Consider the following 15,645-nt stretch of genomic DNA (forward strand, 5'->3'; position numbering starts at 1 on the left):
GATAGTTCACCTCTACTTCTCTTTTTTCTAATTATACGACTTTATTTAGTTCATAGAATTACCTGATACAAAGTAAAGGCTAGTAGTTTTTTCTTCAAGCACTAGCAAAATCTGCGATTTTGCGGTTTGAGAGTAAGCCCTACCTTTTTACATCACAAAGTGGTCCCTATTGCCATATGCGTATTGTTATGGACAGTTTTTTTATTTGAGTATTAATTGTCTTTTAAGTAATCAACGTAGTTGCTATCTTTCAGATATTCAACGATTATTGCTTTAATGTATGAATATAAGATATAGACAGAATTTAGATATTCACTTTCTTCTTTTTTAGCTATAAAATTTCCGTGAGCAATATTTGACCTTTGGCTATAAAAGTTTCCTAAGTGTTTTTGAATTATTGCTAAATCTTGACTTTTATCATGTTGATAAACTAATATTGCAGTTTTAAGTTTAAATTGCTTACTTATACTATCCTCAACATTGAACCTATTAAAATCGGGATTCCTAGTTAGCATGAACTCAATAATGCTGACTAAAAGTAACAATTTCACCTTTATGTCTCTAGTGTCTTCATTGACCATTCTTAATATATCTCCTACAAATAATAACTTGTCCTTTGGAGATAAGTTTTGGCTAGCTTTTCTTTTCTTTCTGCTTACATTTGCTTTTTCATTAATAGCTAATACAGAATCCAATAACTCAGACTGAATTAATAGACGATCTTTATTGAGAGGCCAATTTAGCCAACTTGGCTTATACTTTATTTTTCCTTTTCTCATTGAAGCGTATGCAAAAGATACTTTTTCAAGAAATCGAATAAGCTTATAAGATTCTATTTTATAGAGTATAGTTTGAGGATTTTCCAAAAACAACAAAGATTCACCTATAAATTCGTTTTCAGTAATAGAAATCAGAGAGAGAGAGTAGCAATATTTTGATAATTCAAAAAATGATTCAATGAAAGAGTTCTCTTTATTACTTTGATCTAAGAGTAAATCAAATAGAATTTCATCATCCTCTTGAACCTTTTCAAATAATCCATCATCTTCATAACGAATGATTATCCAAGATTTTGCAATTACATCTAAGGTTTTAGTTTCATAGTTTTCCTTATAAAAGTTGAAGGCATATTCATGCTCAACATCTCCTTCTAAAGCTTTTCTAAGTTCGCTTATTGAATAAGTTAAAGAGAAAATAGGATTATAATCTTTGCTTGGTTTATAGTTTTCTAAAGATTTAGCGATAAAATCTGAGATTAATTTAATTTCTTCCTCAGATCTTGGGTTGTCTAAAGTATATCCCAAACTTTGAGAAAGTAAAATACTATTTTCTAAAGGATAGACATATTTTGTAAGGGCAATAGCCATAATTATATTTTAAGAGTGAAAAATTTATTTAATGTAAAGTCAAGACTAGTACATTAACTATAATTTATCCTCAATCGTTCTATTGAGTGCGTTTTTTTAGAATTGTCCATAACGGTGGCGTATATCATGTGCCGCATGATATGCGCTGTGTAATATAAGCTTTCCCGAGAGCAAAATCGTAGATTTTGTGGAGCCTCACAAAAGGATGGACTTTAGCTTTAGCCCAAACGGCGGGATAGCGATATACGCATTGTTGTATTTCTGCCTTTTTTATTTTTATTCTGTTGGACTTGCTAATGCACTAAATATGAACTATTATTGTGTAAGACTAACTTGTTCCCCAAGAGTTGTAATTTACTAAATTCTTCAAAACGATGAAAACTCACATCTTAACATTATTATACCTTTTAATTAGCTACACTACTATAGCACAATACACAGTAACAACAACAATGAATACTTATCAGGATTTAAGTAATCCTATTTCTCTAAATCAGGGAGCAATGTGGACAGATGCAACAACATATCAAATTTTTTTCAACTTTGATTTTGATATTTATGGGCAGAACTTTACAGCTCTTAATGTCTACGCTGGAGGTGGTCTGCATTTTCCAGGTTTAGGAAATAAGCAGTTATTTGTTGTTCATTCTCCTTTTGGAGGCTATTTTCTTACAGATAAGGGGACATCCTCTTCACAGTCTCCAATTGGGTATGAGATTTCTGGGACAGCAGGAAATCAAATTTTAAAAATTGAATGGAAAAATGCAGGATTTCCTCAAACTGTTCCCAATCCCAATCCAGCTGACTTCATAGACTATCAAATTTGGCTATTTGAAAGCGACAATCATATCGAAATTCGCTTTGGTCCAAATCAATTCAACAGAGAGTCCTTTGGTCAATCGCCAGGAACTCAAACTTTGAGTGTTAAGTTTTTATATGATACTTGTAATGATATGCTTGGTCTTCAAGGATCCGCGAATTTACCATCGTATTCGTTTTATAATTCGTGCGTCCCCAATTATACTTTTATAGATGGCTCGCCCAATGCAGGGATTACATATGTTTTTAATCCAAGTGTAGGAACAGCTGTTACCAAGGTAATTGAAAAAGAAATTAAGGTTTATCCTAATCCTACTTCTAGTGAGATTTTAATTGAGGATCTCTCTGAATCGTTTGAGCTTAAACATCTTGAAGTCTGCGATATTACTGGTCGAATTTTATTGATGAATGATAATTTTGAACAGAATTTTGAGCTAATTTCTGTTTCACTAAATGATTTGTTGGATGGGATTTATTTTTTGAAGTTAATAGGCAAAGAAGGAACTATTATCAGTAAGAAAATAATAAAAGAAGGTAATTAGTTCTTTTGTCGATTAGTTGGAAGCCAAAAAACGTCGAAAATTGGTTGAATACAACGTTCAGTGTATATGCCTGTGCTAGAGGCTATGCGGACTGAAGATAAGCTTTTCCGAGAGCAAAATCGCAGATTTTGGTAGTAATTTAGCTTCAAGCTACTAGCAAAATCTGCGATTTTGCGGCGTCTCACATAATACGAGACTTTAGCTTTAGCCCTGCATCTAGCATGGTCATATGTTACACATTGTTGTGCATCGTTTTATTTTTCAAGCCAATTCTGTATTCTTTTAGTTATCTCATCATTTATTTCTTTTTCAACTGTTTCTTTACTTAATTCATTTCCTTGACCTTCTTGATAATGAATCGTAAAAAAATCAGATTCTGAATCGTAGGTTATATAAATCATAGGAGTATATAATCTATCATTAAAATCTTTAGCTTTACAAATTCCTAAAGAATCATGTGAAAAACTTGGGTAATATTTATCCCAAAATTGGTTTTCTTTGATTTGATACATATAATCTATTAGAGGCTTTAGCTCATAGTCAAATTCTTCACAAATTTCTTCGAACCAGGAAATTGCTTGAATCCATTGTTCTTTTTTTTCTTTATTCATTAAACCATATTTAAGAATGGTGAAATTTTCAATGATTGAGTTTATTTATCATTTTCTAGTTCAACCATGTTGTAAATACCTCCTGCGTTATCTATAGGAGTATTACAGACATACTTTTCTGCGTCATCAATTTTTAGCATTTCCCTTTCGAATTTCATCCCACTTTCACCATCAATGAAAACTGATAGAATAATGCTGTTATTTTGAGGTATAAATTTAAATTCATAATTGTGTTGATGATTGGGACTAAATTTAAAATGTCTAAAGGATAAATAGTATTTATTGTCATAGGTTATTAGGTAATCATTTTCACCGTAACTATTTGCTATGCTATTCTTTTTTTCTCCTTCAAAAATTATAGTGTATTTATTTCTATTTTTAAATAAGTCTAGATCATTTTCACGATTAATTGTGTTCACACTCACACCAAATTCTATTTTTACTTTTTCCGCTAGTAATGGTTTTTTAGTGATAATTTGGACATTATTGTTGTTCCATAATTCAAAGTAATTGGAGTTTAGGTAATAAGTAACTATAAGACTGATTGAGATTAACAATATAGCTGTTATGGTTATTTTTTTCATGGGCTAGATAGGTCAAGGTATTGGTTTTATGATGCACAACGTTTAGTGTATGTGGCGTTGCGAGCTTTTGCTCGCAATGAACACATACACTTTGTTGGCTGCCGTGTTCTTTTCTTTTTTCAATTTGTGCCCGAATGGAAGAACTGAATTTTCTTTTTATCAGCAAAACTCAATTCGAAGCACCTCTTTATTCTTCTTCTAAATTCTCGTAAGTGTGAAATACCAAGACTTCTTTATCTATTATTACTTGTTCGTAGTATTTATATCTTTCGTCCTCTTCTTTGATTTCACCTTCTTTTATTTCTGCGATGTCTTCAAAGGAATCAATTTCCCAGTTTTCTTCCTCAATTAAACTTTTACTTTTGTGTTTAGCATAATTGAGGTCTTCATTCATTATCCAACAATTCACATAAGCTCCTAAAAAATCAGACTCAAATTTTGGTATTGCATGATATTCGAAGATGAATAATTTTTCATTTTCTTTCCAACAGTATTGGAGTAGGGTTTTGAATATTTCTTTATCCTTTAATCGTTCAGCAATTTCAAAAACAGTTTCTTCTTCTTTATTTCTTAGGTACAAATCTGGATTGAGCGTTAATAATGGTCTAGCCCCCTATTAATCCGACAATTTTACAGTTGTTAAACAATAAACGAAATCATCTTCGTAATTTTGCATTAACGAACAACAACCGAAGGTGATTATTATACCGAAAAGTTGGAGGGAGGTGTTCCGTTTAATCACTTCCCTTTTTTTGTCAATCTATCAGGGCATAGAGCCCTTCAGATTGAAGCGAACAACTTCCCTCATGTTCATAAAACCCGAACCCGAAGGCTCACGTAAGTAAAGTTTCTTTGAGTTTATAATAAGGTATCTTTAATTTGAATTGCACCTTATTTTTAGCTTTTTCAATTCTTTCAATTTGCTCTATTTCCCAAAGTTTCCAAAAATCATGAGGAGACAGATAAGCAATAGAAGCATGTATTCTTGTATTGTTATATCGCTCATAAAAGAGGGTTAAATCTTGTTCCAAATGCTCTAAAGTCCAAAATGTTTGTCTATTTAGATGCTTAGCCAAAATGCCATGAAAGCTTTCCACATGACCATTCTCTTGAGGTGTATAAGGATGAGTAAACATCTGATTTAGCCCATTTTCTTCAAAGAATTTTTGAATCATTTTTGCTGAAAATTGAGGACCATTATCATTTCGAACTTCAATATGTAACTTCCTATTCAATGCATCTGCTGGCTGCAAATAATGCTCTATCACATACTCCCAAGCCTGTTTAACTTGAGTTTGACGCATGTTATAACCAACCGTAAAATACAAAGCTGCCCTTGTAAAAGTATCTAATATTGTCAAATTATATGCATATCTGCGTTGTTCTTCTACCCATATTTGTTTTATGTCCATTTCTAATACTTCTAATGGTCTATTGGGTACAACTATGCGATATTTTACATAATTTTTTTGGGCGGAGACTTTCTTAGCTTGCAAAAGACTATGTTCTTTCATTAGCCGATAGACTTTTTTGTGATTAATCAAATAGCCAGACTGTTGCAAAAAATAACTCATTTTTCGATAACCATAGTTCATATCTCGTTGTGATAATTGTGTTTTTATCTTTTCAACTACTTCTTGATTATCTACTATATCCCAACTTCCTGCTTTTCGGTACTTTGTTGATTTACTAGCCCTCTTCCCTTGTTTTCCTTCTTTGGGATTATAATAAAACTGGTCTTTACTTATCTCTGCCAAATCTAATGCCTGATCTCGTAGTAAGCCTAAAGCCATGTATTTCCGAACCAATTCTTTCAACTCACTCAGGCTTAGGGCTTTTTTCGCAAATCCTTCAACATCCGTATCATTAACTCTTTTTCTGCTACTAGCTCTTTGAGTTTACGATTTTCATCCTCCAAGCGTTTGAGCTCTTTTGTCCTTGCTTTCGATACTTTTTTGCCAAAATTCTCTTCTCCTTCTGATTCTAGCTTTTTCTTCCAAGAATAATAGGTTGCTGCATAAACTCCATACTTATCCAATGTTACTTTTACGCCATTTAGAGAGGCTTCCCGCAAAATCTTTAGTTTTTCTTCTTTTGTGAATCTTCTTTTTTCCATAATCCTAAATTACACTTTTTTATCTGTAATCTTGTCGGATTATTTAGGGGACCTTTACAATAAATGCTTTACGATTTCTTTATGGTTATATCTTGATGCAAGCATTATCAAATTTATTCCATTACTATCTTGCCAATCAATATTCATCTCCTTCGACCAATACATTTTTACCGATTCTAAATCTCCAAATTCAACCGCATCAAAAATATCTGCATCGTATTCCATTATTTGTAGTTTGTTATTTTCTTTTTTCTCATGGCAGCCAACGAATGCGCATATGACGTTGGGGAATAGCAAGGCGACGAAGCCGAACGTTACCCATAGCCAAATCTACGATTTTTCGATTATTTTTCCTAGTTATCGTCAAATCGTAGATTTGGCGCTGCGGGCGTAGAAACGGTACTTTTTGCGGCCGAAATATAGCCCCAATGGCCATATGCGCCCTGTTATGAGCTGGTTTTTTTTACATTTTCTTTAGAAGCTTTTTAACAATATTTGCTTGTGCTACTTTATTGAGAGTTTTTACATAGTTAGTGAATGTTTTAGTTGGGTTTTCTTTTTCTTCTACAGTTAATTCTCTATTCCAATTTTCTTCAAGAATGGATATGGTAACTTTATCTATCCGTTCAAGGTTTTCTTTCGATTTTTTATTTCGGAACCACTGAGGGATAAAATCAAATATTTCATAAGCTACATTTGCATCATCATATTTTTCAAAATTTAAAGAAATATGTAGCCTTTTCTGGTTGCTGATTTTTACAAAAATTTTTAGGATATAAGATTTTTCTTCTACACGAATTTTTAGTTCTTTCCCCGAAATTTTCGAATGAGAAATGCTTTTGTTTTCCCCTTTCTCATCTTTAAAATGTAGCTTGGTATTTGATAGTAGGAATAGGATTTTATTCTTCGTATAGAAGACAATTATTTTTTCATCTTTTTCAAGGTCAAATTCATTTTGATTTATTTCATCTCCAATAAAGAAGAAAGCTTTCTTGTCAACTTTATATGTAATTTTGGATAGTATTTCATTCTTAGTCAGCATTTTCGTTATTTTTTCTTCTTTTTTTATTTATGAATTCAGAATTTTTACCATCCCAATAACAATGAATGCATCTTTCCTTTTTAAAGATATGGACGCAATTTTCATATCCATACAGATAGTGGGAGCATTCAGGACAAAGTCCAGCCATTTGAGAAGATTTAGAATAAAATTCTCCATTACATTCATTGCAGGTTTTAATTTCTTTAGCCATTTGAGTCTCAATTTCGTGGGTGCAATTTTCTAACTTGCTCATAACTACTTGCTAAACGCAATAGTCTATTGTGTTTATTTCTAATATAGAGATATCCTAAATTATTAAAAAATCTAAAGGGCTAGCAATTTTTTTTAAATTTTGTTTAGAGATATGAGTATAAATTTCAGTAGTTTTAATGGAATTATGTCCTAGTAAGGTTTGAATATATCTTAAATTGACGCCTCTTTCCAATAAATGGGTGGCAAAACTATGTCTCAATGTATGTATCGTTCCATTTTTTCCAATTTTCGCTTTAACTAAAGCTCTTTTAAAAATAGCTTGGACACTACTTTTACTATACCTACCAGCATTAGCTCCTTCAAATAACCAAAAAGAAGGTTTGTAATTAATATAATATTCTCTTAAAGTTAGGAGCAATTTTTCGGAAAGAAGCGTATATCGGTCCTTATTACCTTTGGCATCTCTTATAAAAATACAGTTTTCTTTACTATGAATATCACTTATCCTAAGATTAAGCACTTCACTAAGTCGTAACCCTGCAGAATAAATCGTTAAGATGATGCATCTGTGTTTTAAATTCTTGATAGATTTTATTATTAACATGACTTCTTGCTCTGAAAATACATGAGGTAATTTTTTAACAGCTCTAGGACGGTGCCATTGGTAAGTTTCTTTGGGGCGATTTAAGACTTTTTCAAAATAAAATTTAATCGCATTAATGTATTGGTTTTGAGTAGAACGTGCAATGTTTTTTCTTCTAATCAAATGGATCATAAATCTTTGAATATCAGAATTTTTCATTTGATTCAAATTCTTTTTAGGATAAAAATCAATAAATTCTTTAAAGCAAGATTTATAGGTTTTTATCGTGTTGTAACTATATCGTTTTATCATCAACTGTTCTTCATAGTTGACTAAAAGAGTGCTTTTGTTCAAATTTCCCATAGGCTCAATGATTTTTGTATATAAAATTAAGACTTTACAATTAGGATAAAAAGCTTTTAATCAGGATTTTATTATCTTAATTGATTGTAATCAGATAATAAACGATTACAATCAGATAATAAACGATTATTTGATCTAATAAGAGAGATGAAGATAATTAGAGGGGATTTGTATTTAGGAAAAAAGCAGTGTGAAATAAAATGGTAGAGAATAATAAAAAATTATAATGAGATGAAAGATAAGACTTGTAGTTATTGTAAGAAGGGATTAAAAGGAAGAAGGGATAAAAAATTTTGTTCCTTAAAATGTAAAAATACATTTAATTATGAATTGAGACGAGATACAAAAACAATAACAAAAACAATAGACGCTATATTACATAGAAATTATGAAATATTACGAATGCTAATGTCAGAGGGAAAGAAAAAAATATATTATAATCGTTTAGTATTGGAGCAAATAGGTTTTCAATTTAACTATCATACAAGTACGTATGTTAATTCGAAGAAGAAGATTTATTATTATGTCTATGATTTTGCTTGGATGGAATTTACTACAAGAGAAATACTGATTGTAAAAAAGTAACTAGAAGTGATATATATACTTTTTAAAGGATACTTTTGTATTTTGATGTTGTTTAAATTGATAATAAGTATACCCCAAAAGCAAAATCACTGAAGTGACAATCCCAACCGTCACTGCCACTCGAGTCCAATCGGTTTTCATAGCAGGATAATCCCGATTCAAAGAACCGATTAACTGCCTTTCATAAGGACTATTAATACGTTGATAATAGCCAATCATTCGCTGTCTAAAAGCATTAAAAATACGAGCCTGCCCTACTCGCAGGATTTGCCGATTGAGCGCCTGAACAGAAGCCACCCCAAAAGCACCATCCACCGAAAGGCGCTCTCCCAAGTCATTAAGGGTGCGCTGCATTTCTTTGATGGCATTACCTCCAGCCGAACTTTTCATATCCGCCAAAATATCTGCAAGGGCTTGGCTCTGGATCAAGTCGCCTTGGATCTTATCCCAATACCTCACCTTGTAAATCTGCATGGCTTCAGTAATAGATAAGTTTTCCATTTCTGCTTTAGAGACCATGCGCCCACGCCAGGCAATGAGTGTCGGAGCAGCAATACTTCGATTGGTACCGATCAAAGTACCAACACCTACTTTATTTGAGGACCAATTGCCCTTGTCGTTATATAAATCCTGGTAACCTGCCATGATACGCCGCCACCGTCGTTTGGTGGGCAGCATCCAACTGTTGAAACTAGCCATAGGAAGAGGTTTTTGAAGTGGTTTTGAAAAAGCAACAGCAACTCAAGCGCTTGGTGCTGGAGTTGCTGGAGTAGATTGGGCGTAGAGCCAACGAAAGAATAAAAGGACAAGTAGCACAAGCAAAATAGGTTTGAGTAGGTCAAAGAGTTCTTGCATTAAAGAAGGTTCTTTTTGCTCTTGACTCGACCACCACCAATAGCCTGTACTACCAGCACCTAATAAAAAAGGAAGTAATAAAAACATGGGTTTAGATTGTTTTAAGCAGCTGCAAGACTTGTCTGCAGTTGAGCTAAAGTAATGCTCTTTTGTTGGGTGTATCGAAGGAGCATTTGCTCGGTTCTATCTCCAAAAATGCCATCCTCTTCTAGTAGAGGAATGAAGGTTGGAGCGTGTTTTTGATGCTCTTGATTTAAGAGTTGTTGCAGCTGTCGCACTTGTTCTCCTTGACTGCCTTTTTTAAGAAGGAGGCTTTCAGGATTAGAGGTAGTTGTATTATTAGAAACCGCTGTTGATTTAGCCCCTGTTAAGAGCGTTCCTTTAAAAAGGCGATGTCGATAAAAATACAAGACAAGCAAGAGGACCAACAAACCAACGGCAAGAAGTGGTTTTTGATATTGGATCAGTTTTTCTTTCATGTTAAATGGGTTGATCTTGGTTTTCTCCTCCTGCTACTTCCAAGTTTTTGGCTTGAGCGTTGGTGGTTTGAGGCGCTGGGGCATTTTTAGTCAAATCTTTGTTGGTCGTTTTCTTTGGAGCTGCTTTTTCAGCCGCTTGCTTTTCGGCTTTCTTTTTCTTGAGGTAGAAAAAAGTGCCCACTCCCAAAAGAGCCACAACAAAGAAAATGCCCGCTATTTTATACGAAGGTTTTGATAACATGATGATTGACAATTAAAAAAAGAAGGTGATAAAATAAAGGATTAACTAGCTGGTCACGGCTTGCAATTGCTGGATGCGTTGATAAATCAAGTCAAAATAACTCAAGCTGTTGATGCCTGTTTTTAGATTACAATCCACATGACAAGCTTTCATAGGAATGGTGATGTCCACGCCATACTTGACTTTGTAGGCTTTGACCGTTGCCATAAAACGAGCAGGATCCAAATCATAGAGCTCTTTGATGGGATTGCAGCGCTCTGAAAAATCAAAGTAATATCGAGTGATCAACCCTTTGTTGAGTCGAACGAGTAAAGGATTCGGATCATAAACCACTGTTTGTCCATGCTCGTCTTGGAGGTTGACTGTCACATCAATTTCTCGTTGCTCCACCGCTTTCTTTTGGCGTTTACCAATCAGATAAGCAAGAGCAATTGCCAGGAGTACCCCAGCGCCTAAAAATAGGTGTTTGTTTTCCATAACAATGGGCTTTTTAGGGGAAGTTTGAATTAGGTTAAAATAAGATCAAGGGCATCGTTGGTACGACTATCTTGCGGATCATAGTTCTTGCTGTAGTCCGTTCCTGTCTCAGGATCTAGGTAGGTAAACAGCCACCCATCGCCCCCTTTGGAGGTTGGAGCGGTTAAGGTTCGGATGGCTTCCCATTCGGTTACTTTGTTGAGCTGATCAATGGCTTCCACCCAGCGCTGCACAAAAGTATAGAGATTCCCTGCAGGATAAGCGGCTTTGCCGTTGTCGTTCACTTTGACCAACCAACGATCATCCACTTGATGCCCATTAAAATCTTTAAAAAAGTCCAACTCGCTGCGTTGTCCCCAATACCACCAAATATTATCGGCACTAATGGTGGTTGAAACGGTTGTTCCTAGCAGCAAATTCAATTGTACCGAGGGCAACCACCAAGGCATGGTGGGATCTCGTTTGTTGCTGAGATTTAAGCCCTCCCAGCCCCTATCCAAGAGCTTTTGTAAATCCGATCTTAGGGCAGGTCCTTGTGATTCGTGTTTGCCATAAATCGGGAAGGTCAAATAACGCTTGGCAGGATCCGAATGGACGTCCACGCCAGATACTTTGTCAAAGAGCTGGTCAATGGCTTTTTGTGTATCGGAGTTGAATTTAATCAACTCCCTGCCAATATCGTACTTAGCACGAATGATGTCCATGACCGCTACTTTGGATTGTAAATGCTCTGCTTTGGCAGTAATCAAAGCTTGTGCTCGAGTGCCTTTGATGTAAAGCGGCTCTTTTTGTTTGGGTTGGTTTTCGTTGCCTGTGTTGCCACTGTTAAAACTAGAATTGTTATGACCAAATAAAAAGGCAATCTGTTCTTTGGTCAAACCTGTGTTTTGACTGGAGACATTGTTGCGTCCTGTAACCACTGGCGTTGAAGCAGCGGTTTCTTTTTTGGTGGTAACAGTGGGCTCTTCTTCTTTTTTAGGACGGAGTACCGCCCAAACCGCCCAACCGCCAAGGGCTAGAATGAGCAGCAAACCAATGACCAATAAGGGTGTTTTATTCGTTGGATTTTCCATGCTTAAAAAAGATTAATAGGGCGATTAATAAGACAACTCCACCAATGACGCCTCCAATCAACCAGGGCGAAGGTTTGGGTGGAGGATCAGGAGCAGGCACATAAGTTGGAGTGGAAGGACTGGGTTTTCCCATCAAGGACCCTAAGAAGCCTGTAATGCTGTCCAAACCATTGGCACTGGCATTGATAATATCAGCGGCATTTTGTGGTTTTTTGTTGGGTTCTTGGTTGGAATCGCTGTTAGCGTTGTTGTTCTGGTTTTTGTTTCGGTCTTCACTCACCGTGCCTTCCCCTTCTAAATGGCAAGCCATAAAGAGGGGGGCATTAGGATCTTCACAAGCCATGGTTATACTTTTTTAACGAAGTGAAAAGAAAGTGCCAACATAAAAAGAACGATGCTGATTTGCAGCGCAAGCCCTGTGATGCTTTTAGCCGTGCAATAACCACAAGGTTTGTTGGGTGTTGCTGTTGGTGTGGGCGTTGGCGTTGTTGTTGGTACTGTGATGGTAGTCGTACTAAGAGTTGGATTGGATGGGTTGACCAAATTCTCATTGTTGGAGTTGGTCGTATTGGAGGTATTGGTTGGGTTGACCGTATTTTCTAATACCTGAGGAGTGTTTTTAGTGGGTTTGGGATCAGGAACAGAAGGCATTGCAGTGGTGGTAATCGTTGCAATCGGAGCCGTTGCCATACGAGATTCAGAAAGGGTACCTAGACTCATGATGTAGGGTGTTTGGAGTAAAAGAAAAGAAGGAGTAGAAGCAGCAATAAAACAACAACAGAGGCGCTAATGATGAGCAGTTGATCCCGCCGTTGTTGAACTTGCAGTTGTTGGCTAGCCTGAGCCGTTTGTGCTTGAGCCAAGGAGCCAAAAATGACTTTGAGGTCTTTGTTGGACAGTCCTTGGGTGCCAATATTTAAACCACCATCCAAGATGCCAATATCACCTGTGGAGATGGATTCAAAAACAGAACCTGCCATAGAAAAAGCATTAAAACAAGCCAAGTTGCATGAGGGAAGACAATTCCTTTTGATGGGTCGAGCAACAAGGAGGAGATCCTAAAAAGTACGGGGGAGGTCTTCCCGCAACTTGGCTTTAAGGGTTAAAGGAGGGTTGGTGTTATTTGGTGAAGGTGGTATCTAGGGTGATGTTGGCACCAATGCCCCGATAAATAGGCACTTCTAAATAGCCAAAGCCATCTAAGGTGACGTCAATGTCTGCTAGGACTCGAATGGTGGTTTGTTCGTCACTAGCCAACGATTTGGGATACAAAATATTTCGGTCGCCCATGCTAGAACCATCGTGTTTGAATTGACGCTCGACCATTTTAGCGGTAAAATGTTTGTCGTTGTCCGCATCAATGTGCATGCCATTAATGACCAATTGTTTGCCTTGACGAGCCAATTGGGCAATGGTTTGTAAGGTACCAGGACCATAGGTTCCACCAATTTCCAAGCCGATCAAAAAGTCAGCATGATCACCAGGGAAAATTTCAGGGCTATCGCCATCAATACCAATCTTCACCATGGCTTTTTCTGGAAATTTATAGCTGCCATCTTCCTTTTTTTCATCGGACAAAAGCAAGGTCAATTCCAATTGTCCTTGTTCGTCGCTGCCTTGTTTTTGAACCAAGATAGAATAGTTGGCATCAACAATACCACCTGCTTTTTGGACATCGGTGATTAATTCCTGCTCAACAGTCCCAGCAGGTAGAGGACGATAGGATAATTCACCATCGACATAAGCCCAAGGGCTCGCCATGCATAAATCTTTGGTGAAAGGGGCATAAATACGTTTTACATTCGCCATTTTCTAAGTTTCGTTTTGAGTTTGGTAGTAATAAAAGAATAAGCAGTTTGGACTTTCTTAATTGCCCATAGATAAGAGCGTTTGAAGAGGGCAAAATTGAGGATAAAAAGAAAGAGCAAGGAAAGGAACATTAAACCCGTTCTAAAGGCATCTAAGGCAAGGATCAATTGGTTTTGATACTCCATCAAGGCATACAATCGGAGGATTTCATTGGCTTGATTTTCGAGTTCTAACAAGTGCAATTGTTGCAACAAACTATCTACGCCATCCGAGCAATAGATCCCGACATTAAACAGGCTTAACAAACTGGTAAAAACCGATTTAAGAAGCGCTTTCATTTAAAGGAGTTTTTTGTTGATAATCAGGATTAGTAAAACCACCAATCCAATGACACCAACGCCAAGGTAATCGGGTTTGATAATGAGGGTGTGTTTGGATTCATCAGGGATGAGCATAATAAAAACAAGGGTTTTAGGAAGTAATTAGGCTGCTTTTTTGACAAGACAAAGATGCGGTAAAAAATGCTAAAAAAACGAATATGAGCGGGGCTTTAGTCCTCAGAATGGGCGTAATTCTAGCAACTTTAAAGCAGCTTTTTGGATTAAAAATAACCTTGAACAAACGGCAGTTAAACGGATTAAAAAGAGGGCTGAAAAAAATATACGCCTAAAATTACGCTTTTACTGTTTTCGTTTCTTAAAAGGCAGCAAACGAACCCCCAATCTAACTTGATGTACCTTTTGCAACACATCATAATCATAACCGAGTGCCCAACCTTTTTGGGAGACAAATTGCAAACCAACCGTCAAACTAGAAAAAGCATTGACATTCCCACCCACCCCCGCATTCAAAAACAGCCCATTGCTAGGTGTTGGAACAGGGGTATTGATGCGAATGGTTTTAGTAATCTGCTTTGGTATTTTTAGTTTATAATCTAAATGATTCTGCAACAGCTGACCATCCACCAACGATTCATAATAGACCGTCAAATTATCATCTTCTAAACTGTCTTGATAAAGCTTTGCAGCCATGTGTTGAGTGGTATCAACAAACTCTGATTTTATTCTATTTTGGAAACTATCCACATAAATAATTCTAGGTTCAGGAATAACTTGTCGAGGCAATTGCACGATAACAGGAGCTGGCAAAATCGTATCTAGAACAATCGTTGTATCCATTCGAATTGTTTGCTGATTACTCGAGCTAGATCCTTGCTTGCATTGCTGGAGGAAAATTACGTATCCAAACAAACATAGAATCAAGGCAAATTGTAACTTATCTTTCATGAATGATGGTATTTAAGGTAGGCTTCAATAATTGCCAAGGTATAAGCGGCAATCCGATCTCTTCCTTTGGTTGTCATTAAATAGGTTCTGCATTCTTGTTCATTGTCCATAAAAAAATGCTCCAGGAGAATGGCGGGCATGTCGGTCAAATGTACCAAATCAAAATTCCTGCGTTTGATGCCTCGAAACGTACTTTCTGGAAAATGTTGGACAAACAAGGCTTGAGACCAATGCGCTAAAGCCAAGCTGGAGCTACTGGCAGCACTGGAGATAAAAACTTCCGATCCTTTGCCTCCTCCCGCATTGGAATGCAAGTCGAGCAGAAAGGTATTTTTGTTTTGGGCATGAAAACGATTTGCTCGAGCAACTCGAACACTCCGATGAATGTCGTGCTGCTCTGGCACCAAATCATAATAAGGAATGCCTTTAAAATGGAGCAGTTCTAACAAACGGTTTTTGATGGCTCGATTAAATTCTCCTTCATAAAGAACCGCACCGTCAGACCAAACAGGAGAGCGTTTGCCCTTTGTTTGGTAGACGTTGCCAATCAAACCACCATGCCCATTGCTGATAATTGGAATGCAAGACATGATAACGTTA

At 36.2% G+C, this 15,645-nt stretch carries 25 protein-coding genes; 2 read left to right on the top strand and 23 right to left on the bottom strand.

Annotated elements, in window-relative coordinates:
* Positions 1-212 precede the first annotated feature (212 nt).
* Positions 213-1,367 carry a HEPN domain-containing protein gene (locus tag QP953_RS20190; RefSeq protein WP_309552663.1) on the bottom strand — a complete coding sequence of 385 codons (1,155 nt, stop codon included), beginning with the start codon at positions 1,365-1,367 and terminating at the stop codon, positions 213-215.
* Positions 1,368-1,741: 374 nt separating this feature from the next.
* Here QP953_RS20190 and QP953_RS20195 point away from each other — a divergent pair, with 374 nt between their 5' ends.
* Complete coding sequence (locus tag QP953_RS20195) at positions 1,742-2,728, top strand: T9SS type A sorting domain-containing protein (RefSeq protein ID WP_309552666.1); 987 nt, start codon at positions 1,742-1,744, stop codon at positions 2,726-2,728.
* A 254-nt stretch (positions 2,729-2,982) separates the two neighbouring features.
* Here the strand turns inward: QP953_RS20195 and QP953_RS20200 are convergent, their stop codons facing one another.
* The 9 genes from QP953_RS20200 to xerA all read right to left on the bottom strand — a co-directional run bounded on the left by QP953_RS20200 (position 2,983) and on the right by xerA (position 8,240).
* The gene (locus tag QP953_RS20200; RefSeq protein ID WP_309552668.1) at positions 2,983-3,339 is read right to left on the bottom strand and encodes a hypothetical protein; all 357 of its coding nucleotides are present in this window, start codon (positions 3,337-3,339) and stop codon (positions 2,983-2,985) included.
* Positions 3,340-3,380: 41 nt separating this feature from the next.
* Positions 3,381-3,923 carry a hypothetical protein gene (locus tag QP953_RS20205; RefSeq protein WP_309552670.1) on the bottom strand — a complete coding sequence of 181 codons (543 nt, stop codon included), beginning with the start codon at positions 3,921-3,923 and terminating at the stop codon, positions 3,381-3,383.
* Positions 3,924-4,110: 187 nt separating this feature from the next.
* The gene (locus QP953_RS20210; RefSeq protein ID WP_309552672.1) at positions 4,111-4,503 is read right to left on the bottom strand and encodes a hypothetical protein; all 393 of its coding nucleotides are present in this window, start codon (positions 4,501-4,503) and stop codon (positions 4,111-4,113) included.
* Between the two features lie 253 nt (positions 4,504-4,756).
* Positions 4,757-5,716: an IS3 family transposase gene (locus QP953_RS20215; RefSeq protein WP_309552674.1), complete on the bottom strand. Its 960-nt coding sequence runs from the start codon at positions 5,714-5,716 to the stop codon at positions 4,757-4,759.
* Between the two features lie 35 nt (positions 5,717-5,751).
* A complete protein-coding gene (locus QP953_RS20220; protein ID WP_309552676.1) occupies positions 5,752-6,039 on the bottom strand; it encodes a transposase in 288 nt (95 codons plus the stop codon).
* 54 nt (positions 6,040-6,093) lie between these two features.
* The gene (locus tag QP953_RS20225; RefSeq protein ID WP_309552678.1) at positions 6,094-6,264 is read right to left on the bottom strand and encodes an ankyrin repeat domain-containing protein; all 171 of its coding nucleotides are present in this window, start codon (positions 6,262-6,264) and stop codon (positions 6,094-6,096) included.
* Between the two features lie 238 nt (positions 6,265-6,502).
* Positions 6,503-7,081 (bottom strand): hypothetical protein, encoded by a 579-nt coding sequence (locus QP953_RS20230; RefSeq protein WP_309552681.1) that lies wholly within the window; start codon positions 7,079-7,081, stop codon positions 6,503-6,505.
* Positions 7,071-7,334 (bottom strand): hypothetical protein, encoded by a 264-nt coding sequence (locus QP953_RS20235; RefSeq protein WP_309552683.1) that lies wholly within the window; start codon positions 7,332-7,334, stop codon positions 7,071-7,073. Before QP953_RS20235 ends, QP953_RS20230 begins: the two co-directional genes overlap by 11 nt.
* A gap of 54 nt (positions 7,335-7,388) precedes the next feature.
* Positions 7,389-8,240, bottom strand: coding sequence for a site-specific tyrosine recombinase/integron integrase (xerA, locus tag QP953_RS20240; protein ID WP_309552686.1), 852 nt, complete (start codon positions 8,238-8,240; stop codon positions 7,389-7,391).
* 231 nt (positions 8,241-8,471) lie between these two features.
* Here xerA and QP953_RS20245 point away from each other — a divergent pair, with 231 nt between their 5' ends.
* The gene (locus tag QP953_RS20245; RefSeq protein WP_309552688.1) at positions 8,472-8,825 is read left to right on the top strand and encodes a hypothetical protein; all 354 of its coding nucleotides are present in this window, start codon (positions 8,472-8,474) and stop codon (positions 8,823-8,825) included.
* Here the strand turns inward: QP953_RS20245 and QP953_RS20250 are convergent, their stop codons facing one another.
* The 13 genes from QP953_RS20250 to QP953_RS20310 all read right to left on the bottom strand — a co-directional run bounded on the left by QP953_RS20250 (position 8,826) and on the right by QP953_RS20310 (position 15,635).
* Entirely contained in the window at positions 8,826-9,524 is a 699-nt protein-coding gene (locus QP953_RS20250; RefSeq protein WP_309552690.1) for a glycosyl hydrolase 108 family protein, read from the bottom strand.
* A 42-nt stretch (positions 9,525-9,566) separates the two neighbouring features.
* Positions 9,567-9,767, bottom strand: a complete 201-nt coding sequence (locus QP953_RS20255) for a hypothetical protein (RefSeq protein WP_052600239.1) — start codon at positions 9,765-9,767, stop codon at positions 9,567-9,569.
* A 14-nt stretch (positions 9,768-9,781) separates the two neighbouring features.
* Complete coding sequence (locus QP953_RS20260; protein WP_309552692.1) at positions 9,782-10,159, bottom strand: hypothetical protein; 378 nt, start codon at positions 10,157-10,159, stop codon at positions 9,782-9,784.
* 1 nt (position 10,160) lies between these two features.
* Positions 10,161-10,400: a hypothetical protein gene (locus QP953_RS20265; protein ID WP_309552696.1), complete on the bottom strand. Its 240-nt coding sequence runs from the start codon at positions 10,398-10,400 to the stop codon at positions 10,161-10,163.
* A 45-nt stretch (positions 10,401-10,445) separates the two neighbouring features.
* The gene (locus QP953_RS20270; protein ID WP_309552698.1) at positions 10,446-10,877 is read right to left on the bottom strand and encodes a hypothetical protein; all 432 of its coding nucleotides are present in this window, start codon (positions 10,875-10,877) and stop codon (positions 10,446-10,448) included.
* Positions 10,878-10,906: 29 nt separating this feature from the next.
* Positions 10,907-11,950, bottom strand: coding sequence for a hypothetical protein (locus tag QP953_RS20275; RefSeq protein ID WP_309552699.1), 1,044 nt, complete (start codon positions 11,948-11,950; stop codon positions 10,907-10,909).
* A complete protein-coding gene (locus QP953_RS20280) occupies positions 11,931-12,293 on the bottom strand; it encodes a hypothetical protein (protein WP_309552701.1) in 363 nt (120 codons plus the stop codon). Before QP953_RS20280 ends, QP953_RS20275 begins: the two co-directional genes overlap by 20 nt.
* Before the next feature lie 2 nt (positions 12,294-12,295).
* Positions 12,296-12,670: a hypothetical protein gene (locus QP953_RS20285; protein ID WP_309552704.1), complete on the bottom strand. Its 375-nt coding sequence runs from the start codon at positions 12,668-12,670 to the stop codon at positions 12,296-12,298.
* On the bottom strand, positions 12,667-12,930 hold the full coding sequence (locus QP953_RS20290; protein WP_156039973.1) for a hypothetical protein: 264 nt from the start codon (positions 12,928-12,930) through the stop codon (positions 12,667-12,669). The genes QP953_RS20285 and QP953_RS20290 overlap by 4 nt, the downstream gene beginning before the upstream one ends.
* A gap of 139 nt (positions 12,931-13,069) precedes the next feature.
* Positions 13,070-13,759, bottom strand: a complete 690-nt coding sequence (locus tag QP953_RS20295; protein WP_052600386.1) for a hypothetical protein — start codon at positions 13,757-13,759, stop codon at positions 13,070-13,072.
* Positions 13,747-14,097: a hypothetical protein gene (locus tag QP953_RS20300; RefSeq protein ID WP_309552705.1), complete on the bottom strand. Its 351-nt coding sequence runs from the start codon at positions 14,095-14,097 to the stop codon at positions 13,747-13,749. Before QP953_RS20300 ends, QP953_RS20295 begins: the two co-directional genes overlap by 13 nt.
* Positions 14,098-14,439: 342 nt before the next feature.
* Positions 14,440-15,045, bottom strand: a complete 606-nt coding sequence (locus QP953_RS20305) for a hypothetical protein (RefSeq protein ID WP_309552708.1) — start codon at positions 15,043-15,045, stop codon at positions 14,440-14,442.
* On the bottom strand, positions 15,042-15,635 hold the full coding sequence (locus tag QP953_RS20310; RefSeq protein WP_309552709.1) for an N-acetylmuramoyl-L-alanine amidase: 594 nt from the start codon (positions 15,633-15,635) through the stop codon (positions 15,042-15,044). The genes QP953_RS20305 and QP953_RS20310 overlap by 4 nt, the downstream gene beginning before the upstream one ends.
* Between the last annotated feature and the right edge of the window lie 10 nt (positions 15,636-15,645).

This window comes from Aureispira sp. CCB-E (assembly GCF_031326345.1).
Lineage (GTDB): Bacteria > Bacteroidota > Bacteroidia > Chitinophagales > Saprospiraceae > Aureispira.